The sequence below is a fragment of the Exiguobacterium sp. SRB7LM genome, assembly GCF_015712685.1.
GTDB lineage: Bacteria > Bacillota > Bacilli > Exiguobacteriales > Exiguobacteriaceae > Exiguobacterium > Exiguobacterium profundum.
In genome coordinates, this window is the sequence record NZ_VWVR01000006.1 from 2,007,108 (window position 1) to 2,022,266 (window position 15,159).

At 47.6% G+C, this 15,159-nt stretch carries 22 protein-coding genes; 4 read left to right on the forward strand and 18 right to left on the reverse strand.

The window, feature by feature from the left end; translation table 11 throughout:
* Position 1: 1 nt before the first annotated feature.
* The 4 genes from F3H97_RS11025 to F3H97_RS11040 are packed head-to-tail and all read right to left on the reverse strand — an operon-like array spanning position 2 to position 1,666.
* Positions 2-307, reverse strand: a complete 306-nt coding sequence (locus F3H97_RS11025) for a hypothetical protein (RefSeq protein WP_047794750.1) — start codon at positions 305-307, stop codon at positions 2-4.
* Between the two features lie 4 nt (positions 308-311).
* Positions 312-785: a GNAT family N-acetyltransferase gene (locus F3H97_RS11030; RefSeq protein WP_160300226.1), complete on the reverse strand. Its 474-nt coding sequence runs from the start codon at positions 783-785 to the stop codon at positions 312-314.
* Positions 785-1,084, reverse strand: a complete 300-nt coding sequence (locus F3H97_RS11035; RefSeq protein ID WP_047794748.1) for a hypothetical protein — start codon at positions 1,082-1,084, stop codon at positions 785-787. The genes F3H97_RS11030 and F3H97_RS11035 overlap by 1 nt, the downstream gene beginning before the upstream one ends.
* Positions 1,085-1,141: 57 nt before the next feature.
* Positions 1,142-1,666 (reverse strand): GrpB family protein, encoded by a 525-nt coding sequence (locus F3H97_RS11040; protein WP_196431399.1) that lies wholly within the window; start codon positions 1,664-1,666, stop codon positions 1,142-1,144.
* A gap of 152 nt (positions 1,667-1,818) precedes the next feature.
* Between F3H97_RS11040 and F3H97_RS11045 the strand changes: the two genes are divergently transcribed.
* Positions 1,819-2,364, forward strand: coding sequence for a TraR/DksA C4-type zinc finger protein (locus F3H97_RS11045; protein ID WP_078147954.1), 546 nt, complete (start codon positions 1,819-1,821; stop codon positions 2,362-2,364).
* Between the two features lie 44 nt (positions 2,365-2,408).
* On the opposite strand, the gene F3H97_RS11050 is transcribed toward F3H97_RS11045, so the two are convergent.
* Together F3H97_RS11050 and F3H97_RS11055 are read right to left on the reverse strand one after the other, a co-directional pair.
* Positions 2,409-3,392 (reverse strand): M23 family metallopeptidase, encoded by a 984-nt coding sequence (locus tag F3H97_RS11050; RefSeq protein WP_196431400.1) that lies wholly within the window; start codon positions 3,390-3,392, stop codon positions 2,409-2,411.
* Positions 3,393-3,740: 348 nt separating this feature from the next.
* Positions 3,741-4,529, reverse strand: coding sequence for a GNAT family N-acetyltransferase (locus F3H97_RS11055; protein ID WP_196431401.1), 789 nt, complete (start codon positions 4,527-4,529; stop codon positions 3,741-3,743).
* 50 nt (positions 4,530-4,579) lie between these two features.
* Between F3H97_RS11055 and F3H97_RS11060 the strand changes: the two genes are divergently transcribed.
* A complete protein-coding gene (locus F3H97_RS11060) occupies positions 4,580-5,044 on the forward strand; it encodes a GNAT family N-acetyltransferase (RefSeq protein ID WP_196431402.1) in 465 nt (154 codons plus the stop codon).
* On the opposite strand, the gene F3H97_RS11065 is transcribed toward F3H97_RS11060, so the two are convergent.
* The 3 genes from F3H97_RS11065 to F3H97_RS11075 form a co-directional block, all read right to left on the reverse strand.
* The gene (locus tag F3H97_RS11065; RefSeq protein WP_196431403.1) at positions 5,033-5,623 is read right to left on the reverse strand and encodes an NUDIX hydrolase; all 591 of its coding nucleotides are present in this window, start codon (positions 5,621-5,623) and stop codon (positions 5,033-5,035) included. The two genes, F3H97_RS11060 and F3H97_RS11065, sit on opposite strands and share 12 nt — an antisense overlap.
* Positions 5,620-6,624, reverse strand: coding sequence for a S66 family peptidase (locus F3H97_RS11070; protein WP_196431404.1), 1,005 nt, complete (start codon positions 6,622-6,624; stop codon positions 5,620-5,622). Before F3H97_RS11070 ends, F3H97_RS11065 begins: the two co-directional genes overlap by 4 nt.
* 68 nt (positions 6,625-6,692) lie before the next feature.
* On the reverse strand, positions 6,693-7,001 hold the full coding sequence (locus F3H97_RS11075; RefSeq protein WP_031421923.1) for a hypothetical protein: 309 nt from the start codon (positions 6,999-7,001) through the stop codon (positions 6,693-6,695).
* Positions 7,002-7,143: 142 nt separating this feature from the next.
* Here F3H97_RS11075 and F3H97_RS11080 point away from each other — a divergent pair, with 142 nt between their 5' ends.
* On the forward strand, positions 7,144-7,458 hold the full coding sequence (locus F3H97_RS11080) for a hypothetical protein (protein ID WP_196431405.1): 315 nt from the start codon (positions 7,144-7,146) through the stop codon (positions 7,456-7,458).
* A 73-nt stretch (positions 7,459-7,531) separates the two neighbouring features.
* The gene (locus tag F3H97_RS11085; RefSeq protein ID WP_074035413.1) at positions 7,532-8,317 is read left to right on the forward strand and encodes an SDR family oxidoreductase; all 786 of its coding nucleotides are present in this window, start codon (positions 7,532-7,534) and stop codon (positions 8,315-8,317) included.
* A gap of 35 nt (positions 8,318-8,352) precedes the next feature.
* On the opposite strand, the gene F3H97_RS11090 is transcribed toward F3H97_RS11085, so the two are convergent.
* The 9 genes from F3H97_RS11090 to F3H97_RS11130 form a co-directional block, all read right to left on the reverse strand.
* Positions 8,353-9,147 (reverse strand): GNAT family N-acetyltransferase, encoded by a 795-nt coding sequence (locus F3H97_RS11090; RefSeq protein ID WP_196431406.1) that lies wholly within the window; start codon positions 9,145-9,147, stop codon positions 8,353-8,355.
* Positions 9,148-9,191: 44 nt separating this feature from the next.
* Positions 9,192-9,689 (reverse strand): NUDIX hydrolase, encoded by a 498-nt coding sequence (locus tag F3H97_RS11095; RefSeq protein WP_196431407.1) that lies wholly within the window; start codon positions 9,687-9,689, stop codon positions 9,192-9,194.
* A complete protein-coding gene (locus F3H97_RS11100) occupies positions 9,686-10,753 on the reverse strand; it encodes a saccharopine dehydrogenase family protein (RefSeq protein WP_074035408.1) in 1,068 nt (355 codons plus the stop codon). Before F3H97_RS11100 ends, F3H97_RS11095 begins: the two co-directional genes overlap by 4 nt.
* Positions 10,754-10,793: 40 nt before the next feature.
* Positions 10,794-11,273, reverse strand: coding sequence for a hypothetical protein (locus F3H97_RS11105; RefSeq protein ID WP_196431408.1), 480 nt, complete (start codon positions 11,271-11,273; stop codon positions 10,794-10,796).
* Positions 11,274-11,363: 90 nt separating this feature from the next.
* Entirely contained in the window at positions 11,364-11,993 is a 630-nt protein-coding gene (locus F3H97_RS11110) for an NADPH-dependent FMN reductase (RefSeq protein WP_031421917.1), read from the reverse strand.
* Positions 11,990-12,982: a ring-cleaving dioxygenase gene (locus tag F3H97_RS11115; RefSeq protein ID WP_196431409.1), complete on the reverse strand. Its 993-nt coding sequence runs from the start codon at positions 12,980-12,982 to the stop codon at positions 11,990-11,992. The genes F3H97_RS11110 and F3H97_RS11115 overlap by 4 nt, the downstream gene beginning before the upstream one ends.
* Positions 12,983-13,009: 27 nt before the next feature.
* On the reverse strand, positions 13,010-13,453 hold the full coding sequence (locus F3H97_RS11120) for a MarR family winged helix-turn-helix transcriptional regulator (protein WP_047794740.1): 444 nt from the start codon (positions 13,451-13,453) through the stop codon (positions 13,010-13,012).
* 130 nt (positions 13,454-13,583) lie between these two features.
* Positions 13,584-14,015, reverse strand: coding sequence for a GNAT family N-acetyltransferase (locus F3H97_RS11125; RefSeq protein WP_074035406.1), 432 nt, complete (start codon positions 14,013-14,015; stop codon positions 13,584-13,586).
* Between the two features lie 11 nt (positions 14,016-14,026).
* Positions 14,027-15,157 (reverse strand): tetratricopeptide repeat protein, encoded by a 1,131-nt coding sequence (locus tag F3H97_RS11130; protein WP_196431410.1) that lies wholly within the window; start codon positions 15,155-15,157, stop codon positions 14,027-14,029.
* Positions 15,158-15,159 lie beyond the last annotated feature (2 nt).

Here is a 15,159-nt window from a genome sequence, read left to right on the forward strand (position 1 = left end):
ATTATGATCGATCCGGTTGTAACACCGTCTGTTGTGTCGGAACATGACCAATCGGTACGGTCCGTTCGACGAGAACGTAACGCTTGCCCTCCACTTCAAACTTGCGGTCGCCAAGATAGTGAGCGCTTTTTCCATCTTCGTATAGTTTTGACAAGATAGCAGGTACGTACTCTTCTAGTTTTGTATAGTGCTCATCGAGGGTCATGACGATATTGCCCCCTTTATATCCGAGCCAGTAACTATAAAAGAACCAACCTAACGACAGAACTCCGAGAATACCAATTCCAATTGTAAGTAACTCCTCCATGATCTCATTCCTCCAATTTTTTCATGACAATCTGACGTTTTGGGGTGAACCCGATTTCGCTATAAAACGAGGCGGCATCCGTATTGCTCATCCAGTAATCTAGTTCAATCGATCTGAATTGGTGGTCAAGTGCCCATTGCTCCATCCATTCCATCACACGTCGACCGTAACCGTTCCGTTGATACATGGGGTCGATACTGATGTGATGAACATACACCACGCGAACGGCTTGACGAAACGCGTTCGCCTCACCCACTTTCTCTTCGAACCATATGTAACCGATTGGAGTTGCTTCAAGCTGCATCACCATATAGTGATGGCCGGGTCTTCCAATCAGTGTCGAAAAGGCTTCGTACATCTTCTCTTCCTCATACTCCGCAAAAAAGCTCGGATTCATATGGACGTGATGCTCGTGGATGGAACGATTCAATCGTGCGATGAGACGGGCATCAATCGTAGGGGTAAATGTGATTTCCATCATCCGGTATAGTTTGAATGGTTTCGATCTTCGTTTACACCGTGCGGTTTTTCAGTTCCGCGCAACGTATGCTCACTCGAAGCCTCCGTTCCTTTCCCATTTAGGCGACGTTGAAGCGGACGAGCCAAAAAGTAACCAATCAAGAGCGAACTAGGTAAGACGAGAAAAAATGTACCGAGCAATGTCAACATATATCCTTTGTCCGAGTCTCCGGCAATCGCGCGGAGGACAAAGAACAGACCGACGAAAACAAGTGCGGCCAAAGCGTATTCTACACATTTCCCGAGAAATCGTTTCACACGACATCTCCCCCTTCAAGGTTTGATGTATTATACGACCATTTCCATAAAAAGGTTTCACGCGTCTTGATTTTCTTTATACCAATTCGTCGCCAACCGTTCCGTCTCGATAATCCAGTCATGCTTTCCTTGAATGTATCCTTCCATATCTTCTGGATGCTGTGCCGCAAGTTGAAGCTTCAGCTCACCATACGCATCGCGAACGTCAGGATAAGCTCGCAAGTAATCCCGGAAGGCAAGGTGTCTTATGACATCCGGATTCCCTTCTTCAAACACATGCACGTGAACCGTCCGTTCTTCTTCTCCTTTACGGAAATAGCGACGCTTCGGAATCCCATATTCACCAAGTCCACGGTACCCGAGTGCCTCCATCCGCTCCGTGTAGTCATCGACTCGTTCGATGTCCCGTACGACCGGCATCATGTCGATGATTGGTTTTGCCGCCAATCCTTCGACCGATGTACTTCCAATGTGATGGATCGCGACAAGCTCCTCTTCGAATAACCGACTCAATTTACCAGCCTCTTCTTCAAACTTTTGATTCCATTCTGGATTGTATTTCACTACTTCGACTTTTCTCATGATTCGTTCCTCCTTTTTTAAAAGAACTCTTTATTCTCATCATACCCTTTCTAAACATCGCTCGACATGAGGGATTCCACTTCAAATGGTTTGTACACAAATAAAATGGGAAACCTTATATTAATGACTTGAGAACTGGAGAGTGAATGGATATGTTGACTGAAGAACAAATCGAAACGTTTAAAAAACGATTATTGAAAGAAAAAGCAAAAACCGAAGGATACATGGATAATCGGGAAGAGACATATGATGAAGGAGAGCTCTCTCATTACGACAACCACCCTGCCGACTCGGGCGAAGAGCTCTTTTTACGAGAACGAGACCAAGCCCTTAATGAACTCGATGAAGAGTTCTTGAGTGACGTCGATAAGGCACTATTAGCCATTCAGAATGGGACGTATGGACAATGTGAGGTGTGTGGGAAAGACATTGAACTAGACCGTCTGGAAGTCATTCCAGAAGCCACCCTTTGCATCGAACACGCCCGGGCACAAGAAGAGGAAGAGCACGCGCATGAAGTCGATCGACCGGTCGAAGAAGACGTGTTGAACCCTAATGAGACAGCTCGACGCAAAGAGTTAGACGGAACGGATCAACCTGGTCAAAAAACGGACGCCTTCTCCCAAGTAGAAGACTACGGAAGCTCAGATACGATTGCCGACAGCGAGGGCAACCATGATCCTACGCGCGAACAGTAAAAAATGCCCTGACCTCATTCGAGAGGCTCAGGGCATCTGTCTGCTTAAAACGTGGCTTTTACCGGAGAAGCACCACCGAGGCGCTCTGCCAGTTTCATCGGGTCGACGGAATTCCCAGCTGAACTAGCCGAGAAATTGTAGTCCCCTTTATGAATCTCAAAGTGTAAGTGCGGACCTGACGAGTTGCCCGTGTTTCCGATTTGACCAATCGGTTCACCTTGGCGTACCGACTGACCTGTCTTGACATCCACTTTGTGCAAGTGTGCATACACGGTCGTCCATTTTTGACCGTCTACGTTGTGTTCGATTTGTATGTGGTTCCCATAAGGTCCACTCGAGCTGACTTTTGTCACCTTTCCAGCTTCCGCGGCGTATACAGGTGTGCCTGTTTTGGCAGCAATATCGAGACCGTTATGGAATGTGTATCCGAACTGTCCACTCGCCGAACCGAAACCTTGAGAGAGGCGACCTTCCGCCGGCATTAAGAACCGATCGGGTGCCATCGCTTCATACTGTTTCTTCAAATCACTCAACTGATTCGTTTGTTTCTTATATTGTTTCGACTTTTCGTCATACGACGCTTTCACGTCTTGACGTGTCGCTTCAATTTGCTCTTGTTCTTCTTTCAGTTGCTCCAATGCTTCATTTACTTGGTTTTTCTTTTCAACAAGCTCTTGATGTGCTTCTTCCGCTTCAGCGGCTTCCGCTTTCGCACTCGGCAACACCGAAGAAACGACTTTTGCGAAGAGCGACTGTTCTGCAGGAACGAGTGACTCCTCCACTTCTTCTAATTCTTTAGAAGTTCCTTCAATTTTATCTCGCAACGCCTCCGCCTTATGATCGACTTGCTTCAACTTCGTTTGAATGGCGTGAATGGATTGTTTCGTATCTTTAACCTGCTGCTTCGTTTGTTGCAATGACTTTTCCGTTTGAACGAGGTCTTGCGGGGACATGTTGTCGGCAGATGCGGTTTGTCCTTGGAATAAGAGAACACAAACACCCGCTGTCATGATGAGTTGTTTCCACATATATATAATAAACCCTCCAAATTAATACATTCATGAGCTTCAAAAAAGCTACATGTGCGAATATACCACTGGGGGTTAAAAATTTCAATATATGAAGTTTTTCATTTTCATGTCATACATGACAGCATGATGTGATATTTTCAAGTGTCACTTCACAAGGATTTCACTAGCGTTTTTTTGTATAGTATCCCACCCAGACGATACCACCGATGGAAAGGAGTGTTACACTCACACTAACTACTAGTATACCTCGCGACAGGTCGGGTGAAAGATTTGTTGTCAGCGCAATCAGGGTCGCGGTATTTCCACTAATCAGCGCAATGATACAGATGACCAACAACCGCTTCATCAAGCGTCCTTCACCATTTCAAATTGGACAATCTCGTCTTGGACAAATCCCAATCGTCGTGCCGCTTCGACCCATTCAGGACGGTCTGATGTCAACGTGACATGAAGTGGCGATCGGCTCGCGGCCGCCCGCAATAGCCATTCCGCTTCTTCTGCTTGTCCAAAAACATCGAGCAAGACGTGATCGCGGTATAACAAAAATCCTATTCGATTCCCTTCTACGACTTTCACTAACTCAGCAGCTTGTTGGGTCACGCGCACATCGCGTTGCCAAATCGGAACGTGATGCGCCGCCGGATACAACTCATCAAATAATGTGTGAATCGGTTCAGACGTCATGTCTGCGTTCGTTTCTAATGACACCGCTTGGAAGTAGAGGATTTCTCGAGTCGTTTCGTAACCTAGTCGTTCATAGAGAGACACTGCCGCATCATTGCCTTGAATGACTTCGAGTAAACGAGTGCCTACTGCCGCCTCTTCAAATCGTCTCATCAATTCGGTCGCGACTCCTGCTTTTCGGACATGTGGGGCGACAGCAAGTCCACCACAACGTGTCTGCCATCCTGAATCAAGATGTGCAATCCCGGTTAACACGACACCGACAGGTTCTTCACCATCATAGGCTACAATGGAACGGGACGGCTGATTTTGATCACGAACAAGAAAAACATCTTCGAACGTCTGCTCATCAAATTGAAACGGAATAATATAATCAGAAAAACCGCTCATAAACGCGCGGTATAAATCTTGTAATGGTGGATTTTGACGGTATGTAAACTGTGTCGACATATAATTCCCCTTTCTGAATGAAAATCAATAAAGCCCGAAGGAGACCCCTTATGAAAATTACGCTCGAATATCGAAATGATACGCATCAATCGATTCTCAATACGTTCGCACTACCGACGGACCAAGAAAAGTATACGACCCTGCCCAAAGACATGGATGACCCATTGCCCGATGGCGTTTATCCGATTGTCGTCGTCGCGTCAAAACCAGTCGGGATGTTCTTACTGCATGACAACGAACGCGTTGCTTCCTATACAACCGAGTCGAATGCCTTGCTCTTCTCCGCCTTTGCCATTAATCATGAGGACCAAGAAAAAGGCTACGCTAAAGCTGCACTCCAAGCACTTCCGCAGTTCGCAAAGCAACATTTCCCTCACATTCGTGAAATCGTCCTGTCGGTCAATCTTAAAAACGAAGCCGCTTTCTCCCTTTATACGAACGTTGGGTGGAGCGATACCGGACGTCGAATCGGTGGACCGATTGGCGAACAACGTATTCTTTCCTTAACGATTTGAGGCATCCATTCGTGTCAAACTCTCAAATACGTTTTGACAGTAAGTCAGACGATGCGGAACTAAATCGGCTTGCGTGATTTGAACAAGATGATTCGTCATCAGTGAGCGTCCCTCAATCGTGCACATGCGTCCTGCTGTGATCGACATCAGTTCATTTCTTTGAACAGCTACGACATCCATCACTTCCTCGTCGTCAAACCGAAGTGTTTCATCTTGATAGACATAGCCATACGTATGTGCAAACTCGCGATCAAGAAACTCGTCCAGTTCAATCACGTCTTCAAAGATCCCCATGACGGTGAGCTGTTCGAACGCTAATGACAGTCCGAGTTCTTCTTCAATTTCACGAACGCCATTCGCTACTGTCTCATCTGTAGCGAGGTGTCCTGCTGCCGTAATATCATATTTCCCGGGGAAATCCTGTTTCTCCATGCTTCTTCGCTGAAGATAAATGAGGTCTTCTTTCCAGAACCAGCAGTGGAACGTCTCATGCCAATCCCCGTCAAGATGAACTTGATTCCGCTCCTTCTCCCCTATTTTCCGATGATTCTCGTCGAATGTCGTGAGATGTTCCTTCATATCGACACCCCATCTTCTAAAAATCGGATAACCCCATTTGTTGCATCCAACTCAACTTGAATCCCAATCGGGAAGACGTGTGATGGAAACGTGTGTCCGATATCGACATTCGTCAGAATCGGAAAAGATTTCTCTCCGATGATTTCAAGCAACAAGTCGTTGAATGAGAAAGGGGCTGATTGATCTTGAAAATGCTCATGCTTCCCGATAATCAGACCCGAAATCTCATCAAACACGCCCGCCAACTTCAGCATACTAAGCGAACGTTCTTCTTCAGCCATCGTTTTGAACGAGTCTTCTAGAAATAGAATCGCTCCTTTCAAATCAGGATAATAATCCGACTTGAAGAACCCGGACATTGTGTTCAAATTTCCGCCAATCAACGTCCCTCGTTCCTTCCCTTCCCTTAAGGTGATCCACCCTTCATTCGGTTGGAACGTCTTGACGCGTTGTTGCGTCGACCAATCGAGCATCTCTTCCGTCCATTCATCAGGGATATGTAACTGAAACGGAGCCGTTCGTTCTAGACAGAGAATGTCTTTGACATATTGCTCCCCCGTTTCGAACATCCCTCCGTATTCACCGAAAGAGGGGACGATTGCTGGACCGTAGAATGTGACGACTTCCGTTTTGGCATAACAGGCCATCAAGATTGCCGTCACATCACTATATCCCATAATGATTTTAGGATGACGCCGTAATTGTTCATAATCGATATAAGGTAACAACGAGTTGGAATTCGTTCCACCGATTGTACTGATGATTGCTTTCACTTCAGGATCATGTAAAAATGCGTTCAATTCGTCAGCACGATCCCGAATGGACGAGGACCGATATCCTTCTGTTTTATATGTACATATGCCCTCTTTCACCTTGAATCCCATCCGCTTGAGCTGTTCAACTCCACGTTGGTAACGACCCTCAAACTGAACAGGTGCCGGAAAAGAAGGCGTAATGATTCCTATCGTATCCCCCATTTGCAACTTTGGCGGTTTAATCATGATCCCCACTCCACTCCCTCGTAACATCGTTATGACCGCATTATACCGTAGGAGCGGTAAATCATGCTTCAAAATAAATCAGGGTCTTCCGATAACGTTCTCACTTTCCGTACTTTCGCCGGACGTCCTGTCCATCCGAGTGCCACAAAGAAAAATGCACCTGCGAGTACGCCGAATAAAGCAGTCAGCCCTACTTGAATCCCAACAAATCCATACTGTTCTCCAAGTTTCACGAGGAAGAGCGGTGCAAACAGACAAGTCATACTGAGTGAAAAAAGACCTCCCCATACTCGTCGCTTTGCATTACCAATGGTGAACCAACCGAACGCGATCCATACACAAGCAACCAATCCTAGCGCACCAACCATCATCCACATGCCCACACCTCACCTTTTCGTTTTCCTTTCTATTCCCCATTTTTCTTGTGATTCCTACTATTTTTTCAAGTAATGAGAGAATTTCCGGGTAAAGGTAAATTAGACAAGATGCGAAACGGGACAACAAAGGAGTGAGGTGTGCATGCGTTCACGATTAACCTTTGCCTTAATCTTTCTCGGTCTTTTTTTAGTCGCCGTTTATTGGATGAGCACCTGGAATGACAACTTAGTCGAGGGACAGATTGAACGAGTCGATATCCCCCAAATATTGATTGAATCTACCGGATCCTCGGAAGAAGTCACATTGCGCGTCGTCTTGATCAATGATCAAACCGAAGTCACCGGCATCGTCAATAGCGTACAAGGGTTACAGAGCGGACAACTGGTGACAATCGAGGTCATCCCGACGGATTCGAATTTGAACATCGCACGCACCATCGAAGTCAACGCTCCATGATTTTTTGAAATGAAGCGTAACTTTTCCAGAACTGTGGAATATGAGAACAGAATCATAAAAAGGAGTGATCGGATTGATTTCAAATAAATTACTATCTGGAAAAGTAGCTTTTGTGACCGGGGCAGCCTCCGGAATCGGACGTGCCGCGGTCATCCGCTTCATTCAAGCCGGAGCGAAAGTCGCCATTGTCGATTTGAATGAAGAAGATGCGATGCGTCTCGCAAGCCTTGTCGGGGAAGAACGCGCCATCGGCATCAGTGCAGATGTGTCAGATGAATCTGCAATGAAAGAGGCCTACGAACGGACAATGGAACGATTTGGTCAACTCGATATCGTCTTCGCTAACGCCGGTCGAAACGGGACCATCACACCGATCGAACATTTATCATTGGATGATTGGAATGGAGTGGTGGAGACAAACCTCACGGGAACCTTTTTGACCGTCAAACATGCTATTCCCCATTTGAAAGAGAATGGCGGTAGTATCATTATCACTTCATCGATTAACGGGAACCGCTATTTTAAAAATTTCGGATTCAGTGGCTACGCGACGACGAAAGCAGGTCAAACCGGCTTTGCGAAAATGGCTGCTGCGGAACTCGCTCAATTCGGGATTCGTGTCAATTCCATCTGTCCCGGGGCCATCGATACGAATATTGACGATTCGACCAATCGAGACGATGCGTTGCTCGAAGAAGTCGTTATTCCAATCGAATATCCACTTGGGAATCAACCGCTTGCCGGAAAATCGGGCTCCGCGAAACAAGTCGCCGATGTCGTCTTATTTTTCGCGAGCAACATGTCGAGCCACGTGACCGGCTCTGAAGTATACGTCGATGGGGCTGAATCGCTCTTGTAATCGAAAAGCAGGTCACCTCACCCGAGGCGACCTGCTTATTTAAGGATTGGACTTTTCATGACCGCTTTTTGATAGAACGGCTGAAATCCAAGCCGTTCCATATTGCGACCAGACGCCGAATCGACTTTCGTCGTAACCGTCAACAGATTGCATCCAAGTGCTTTCGCTTCGGCAATTCGTTCCAAAATAAGTTGTGTCTGGTACCCTTTTTGCCGATACGTCGGAACGGTGCTCGTCAGAAACAACTCTCCAATCCCGTCTTGCGTGGCTAAAATCCCACCCGCTACGACAGCATCCTCTTCTCGCACGAGATAAGCATGATTACTCGGTAGTGCGTAAAAGCCTTTGGCTGTATCGACCGTCTCTTGAAGGATTGTGCCCGACTCGGCGAATCCAGCCGCAACGGCGTATGCCCACTCATGGAGTGTCTCATCCTTCACTTTTTCGACCTGAGTCGGTACAGATGTGGAGGCATGCTGTGTCAAATCCAACGTCCATACGTCCAAAAAATGATCGAGCGTGTAGTTACGTTCTTGCAATAAGCGGAGCAAGGAGTCTTCCGCTAATGGACAAACCTCAATATGTAGACGCGAGACATTTTTCCCGCGTACCCATTTTTCCATTTGATGCAGGTCGTAAAAGCTTGTCGGCCGATTCAATCCAAATCCGACCGCAAAACTCATATTTCCCATTTTGAACACATGCCCTTTTCCTTCTACGTGTAGTTCCGCACCTTCATAGGGAGGGGTTTGTTTACGATGTCGAATGTAAGCAGACGTCCCCTCTGCTTTGATGCGTTCGATACGCCTTGCCAATTCTAAACGTTTCACGCTCTTCCCTCCCTTGTATATTCCATGTTGAGTGTAGCATATGTTCACGGTCGGATGAGATGACCGTATTGAATCAGCCGTTCCCGGACAGAAGGAACAAGTTCTACACACTCAAGGACCGTTTCCCATTCTTGTAACGTCACATCGACGACTTCATCTGCTTGCAGTGACAGTTGTTCGAAGTCGATTGGTTTCTCGCACACGAGACAATACATATCCAAGAAATATGTGCCCCGCTCAATCGTTGTCACGAACCGGAGTTGCTCAGGCAATACATATAGTCCCAACTCTTCTTTTAGCTCACGGACCGCACCTTGTCGACTCGTTTCCCCAGCCAAAATCGAGCCGCCCGTCCCTTCCCACAGAAGCGGATACGTCTTATCCGGATGACGCTTCGACAGCAATAATCTCCCATCTGGATTGAACGTGAACACTTCGATGACCGTGTGAAACGTATGCGGCTCTAATTCATCCCCACGAAAGTGCGTTCGACCGAGCGGTTGCCGGTTTTCGTCGAGTAAATCCCATACTTCTCGATTCATGGACGAATCTCATCAATCACGAACGAAGAGGAACCTTGAATCTCTTCGATAAAGTGAGATCCGAATAGCATGGCTGGTGTAAAGCTTCCGGCAAGCATCCCACCCGAACCGAGCAACCGCTTGACGACGGCGAGCGCCCCGTAAACAGTGAAGGCATACGTACTTGCCGTTTGAATACGGACGACTACTTTTCGTCCTTCCTCATTCGTTGCTTCGCCCCATACGTACGTCGATGATTTTTCACGTACAGCCTCGTCTGGTCCCGATACGTTTTCGTCGACATAACGGAGCAAGCGTTCCTGCACGGCCTCTTTTCCGAGAATCGGGCTGAACCATGACAAAGCGCGAGCAGCATAGGCGGCCGCTGTCGGTACAGGAACCCAAGTCGTAATATTCGGAATGTCCGTTGTGTAGTAGGCGGTCGAAACGTCTCCCCACGGAATCGCAATGGCGGTACGGCTTCCGCGACCAAAATCAATCGTTCTCCGCTTTGCCCCAATTGGAAATGATGATAATTTGCCGTTCACACGTTCCACACTACTCGACCCTAGTCCACGAACGGCCGTCTTCATGGTTCCTGGTGAGATGCCGGCTGCCGCCGAAAAGCCAAGAGCGAGTGTTGTCGCATCCGGTATCAACTCTTTTAATTTCCGCGCGACACAGTCGGTCGGAATGACATCAAATCCGACACCCGAGCATAAAATCACACCACGTTCTTTGGCTTGAGCCGCTCGCTGTTTAGAATGGACATATTCGAACACGTCGATTTCCCCGGTAATATCTAAGTAATGCGTACCTGTCTCTAGACATGCCTCGATCATCACTTGGCTCGTATCCGTGAAAGGACCTGCACAATGAAGGACTAAATCTACATCGTGAAGCGCCTCGATTGCGGCTTCACGACTCAATGCGAAAATCGATGTTTCGCAACCCAGTTCATCTCCTAGGCGATGAATCGCTCTTGCGTTTCGTCCGGCAAGAACCGGACGCATTCCGTCACGAGCGGCTTGTCGTGCAATCAGCTCACCCGTATAGCCATTCGCCCCATAAATCATCCATCTCATTTTTACCCCTCCTTATGTTAATGTATCCTTGTTCGTTTCCCTAAAAGAAGTTGAATCGAACGAAAAGATCTTGGATGACATCGATGATATACACACTTCCCGTTACAATAAGCAAATATCCGATTGGGATGAGCAGACTTTTCACTGTTTGTAGTTTTGTTATGTCTCCCCGATGCTGTAGTAGACGATCCACCAAGTAAAACAAGGTCGCTGCGAGAAGACTGAGCCATGACAAGACGAGCCCGAATAGTATATGTAAAACAAGCGAAGTGAACCACCTGAATCGTTTCGAACTGAGTCGATTCGCCAACCAGTCACTGCACCATGAGGTCACGACACCGTAGGTCAACATAATCGGAAAACTGACCGCTACATAGGCAACCGTCATCAAAAGGAAGCCATTCAGTACGCCACTCATTCCTCCATTTTCTCGTACACCCATCATAGTGACCCCACACGCTAACAGAATCGCATAGACGGGCGAAGCGATGGATGCTGTGACGATTTTACGATTCCACATCTGCACTCCCCCTAATCCCTTCCAACTTTACACGACCTGTTCTGAAAACGCACAAAAACCAGCCTAAATTCAGGCTGGCTTCGCGATTTGTTAATTGTTTGCAACTTCTCCGGCTTTCGTACGGACCGATTGCATCGCTTCCGTCCATGGAAGGAGTTGGTCGAGCATATCGTTGACCGATTGTGCTTGAACTTCTTTCGGAGCGAAATGCGTACCGTTCTCGAAGTCCGTGAAGAGTGAGAGTGCAGGATGGACACGTACGTGAGCGATTGACAATTCACTCAAAATGCCCCGTAAATGTTCTGTTGCCCGTGCTCCACCAACAGAACCGTATGAGACGATTCCGGCTGCTTTGTTGTTCCATTCGACGCGTAAGTAGTCGAGTGCGTTTTTAAGAGATGCTGAGATGGAATGGTTATATTCTTGGACGATGAAGATGAATCCGTCCATTTGCGCAATTTTCTCCGACCAGGCTGCAACGCCAGATGCGTCTTGACCCGCTTCGCCGAGAAGTGGCAAGTTGTAGTCTGCGATGTCGATGACTTCATAGTTGGCATCGCCACGTTTGTCGGCGAGTTCTTTCACCCATTCCCCGACCTGTGGACTGACGCGACCTTCACGAGTTGATCCTAGTACGATTCCGATGTTTAACATAGTAGTTCCTCCTTGGTTATGTTGTGATGCATCTGATTTTCCAAACAAGCGATTTAAGAAACTCATTTCATGCCCTCATATTCTTTCTCAAATGTTTTCGTGCTTCTGACCGTATCGATTGGTCGTACCATCGCCTCGATTTGCGAACGTTTCGCTTCGAGGAACGGCGGGAGTGACAACTTCTCACCGACCGTCTCGTACGGCTCGTCTCCCATGAATCCAGGTCCATCTGTCGCCCATTCGAACAAGATTTGCGGCGCGACACGTGCATAGGATGATTCAAAGAAGAAGCGATCGACGTAGCCAGAAGTCGGCAAACCGAACTGTTGGAGACGTGCTGTCCATTCATCGAGGACGCTACGGTCTTCGACACGGAATGCGACATGGTGCACGGTACCGAACCCTTGACGCGCTTGTGGAGATGTCTCGTCGTGAATGACGATCACTTGCGCTCCGTTTCCACCTTCACCTCCTTCAAAGAGATACACATCACCTTCTCGCCCGATCTCTTTAAATAGCATCACTTGCTCCATCACTTGTTTGAAATATGTGATATCGGCGATGCGAATAAAGATTGGACCGAGTCCCGTGATCGCGTATTCAAGCGGGATTGGACCGTTCTTCCACGGCTCGCCCGACGCGATGCCTTCGTTGAACTCATCCGAGATGAGTTGATACGCCTGCTCATCAAAGTCGAAGAACGAGAGCGTCTTCTTCCCGAACTGTTCTTGAATCCCTTCGTGCTCGACACCGAGACGGTCGAATCGACGGACCCAATACGTCAACGCTTCATCTGTCGGTACGCGGAACGACGTCTTCGCGATTTCATTTGTTCCGTGCTTACCTTTCGGGATACCTGGGAAGTCGAAGAAGGTCATGTCTGTCCCTGCGTTTCCTTTATCGTCCGCAAAGAATAAGTGATACGTTTGAATGTCGTCCTGGTTGACCGTTTTTTTCACCAAACGCATGCCTAACACGTGAGTGAAGAAATCGTAGTTTTTTTCGGCACTACTCGTGATTGCTGTGACGTGGTGAATTCCTTTAACATGATTCATCATTCTCTCTCCTTTTATATCTTGATTTCAAGATACATGATTAAAATTTTTTGCGGCTTCTGCCCGCTTTCCTATTTGTTTCAACTGTTCAATCGTTTCGTTTAATTGCATCCCTTCAAACACGGCGTTCATATGCTCCGTATGCTTAGGGAAAATATCTTGCATCAAGCGCTCTCCGTCATCCGTCAGCGCCGCGTATGTGATGCGACGATCGCTCGGACAAGCCTTACGAATGAGATACCTTTTTTCTTCTAACCGGTCCACGACGTACGTCATACTTCCGCTCGAGAGGAGAATTTTCTTCCCGATGACTTGAATCGGTTGATCTCCTTTATGATATAAAAACTCGAGTACGGCGAACTCGGTCGCGTTCAATCCGTAAGACGCCACTTCCTGCTTCACCAGGTCTTGTAACGACTGAGAGGCACGTAACAGCACAGTAATTGTTTTTAATGCATCAGATGGTTCCATCTGTCTCCCTCCTTTGTCCAAGAGAGCCATTAACTTAAATTTAAATATCTTTAATTCGAGATAAATATATCATGCGAAGATTTTCCCGTCAATCGATTTGATTTAAAAAATAAGACGGGTTGTTCCCGTCTCATTCCCCTCGCCGAATTACAGCCATTTCACGACCGAATCGATGGCCTTCATCAACGAATCCTAGGCTTCCATATAAGTGATGCGCTGCCTCGTTCTCGAGGTGATAGCCGACGACAATCGGTTTCCCCTCGCCGATTTCTTCAAGCATCAGCTCTGCCGCCTGTCGACCAATCCCTTTGCCTTGATGAGCATGGTCGATCATGATTCGGTAAATCCACAATGCATCCAACTCTTCAAGTTCTGTGTTGTACATGAGGAAGCCGACCATCGTCTCATCTTCATAAATCGCACGTGGACGTAATGTCGGTTCGTACATCGCTTGAAGTAACGAAATCGCATTCGGCTCCATATACGACTGTTGTTGGTCACTTAATGCCAATTGACAGCATGTATACCAATTTTGTGCATCGATCGGACGTAGTGAAATCATGTCATTCTCCTTTAGTCATATGTCTCATTTAAGTTTCTTGCATAAAATGCGATGGCACGCCGGTACCGCGCGATGCTCTCGTCCGCTTTCGGACTTGCAAGCAGTTCAAGTAACGTTCCCGTCGCTTCTTCATGGCGACCGACGTTGTAATGGGTCATCGCTTGAAATACCTTGAGCGCCCCGTGATTCGGGAATTGCTCAATCGCCTCTTTAAATAACTGTTCCGCCTCTGCGTATCGTCCGAGTGCCCGATACGTACTGCCGAGTCCGAGATATGATTCCGCCAACTCTTCCCCCGTCAACCCGAGTCGGATGGCCCGTTCATAATGCGGGACCGCTTGACGTTCTTCACCGAGCGAGTCATAGCACCACGCACAGTACGCATGTAGCCTCGGATTCTTTTCATCTTTCCGCAAGAGCGACAAGAACAGTTGCTTCGCCTGCTCGAGTTGTCCCTCCTCACGGAGACGAACGGCTCGATCAAACTCATTCTCTTCTGTCACGTCGGTCCCCTCCTGTGCGAATTCTTGATCTAACCATGCTTGTAACGTTTCATAATACTTACCGATATGTACTCCATCGACGAGTGCATGATGGGCTTGGACGGATAACGGCATAACCAGACGCTCGCCTTGACGTTCGAACTTGCCCCAGGCGATGCGCGGCACACTGTCATGTTGTTGCTGATGCGTCGGGTGCATGATACTCGTGAACGTGACCCACGGAACACTCGTGATATACAGTAAGTCGTCGGGCTCGTCATCCCCGACCACGACTTTATCGGCAGCTCGCTCCATCCGCGTCGTCACTTCCTGTAAGAATGTCGGTAAATCTTCATAGAACGTAGCCGCACAAAAGTTGAAGACATCCTCGTCTAACATGACCGTGAACGAAGGGTGGACCACCTCGTGTTCGACGACCTCTTCACCACGGATACGATAGCGCAATTCCGGAGTCGCGTTCGCCGCTCTCACCGCACCGTATAAAAAGAGTTTGAAGAACGATTGATTGCTCTCCTTTGCATATGTATATAGGTTCGTGACATCTACGTTTGCCGTCACGTTGAAATGTGGCGCATCAAACGCTTTGAAAAACTCGAAGTGCTTACGTCGTGCCCACGTCTCAATTTCAATTTTTTTCATAA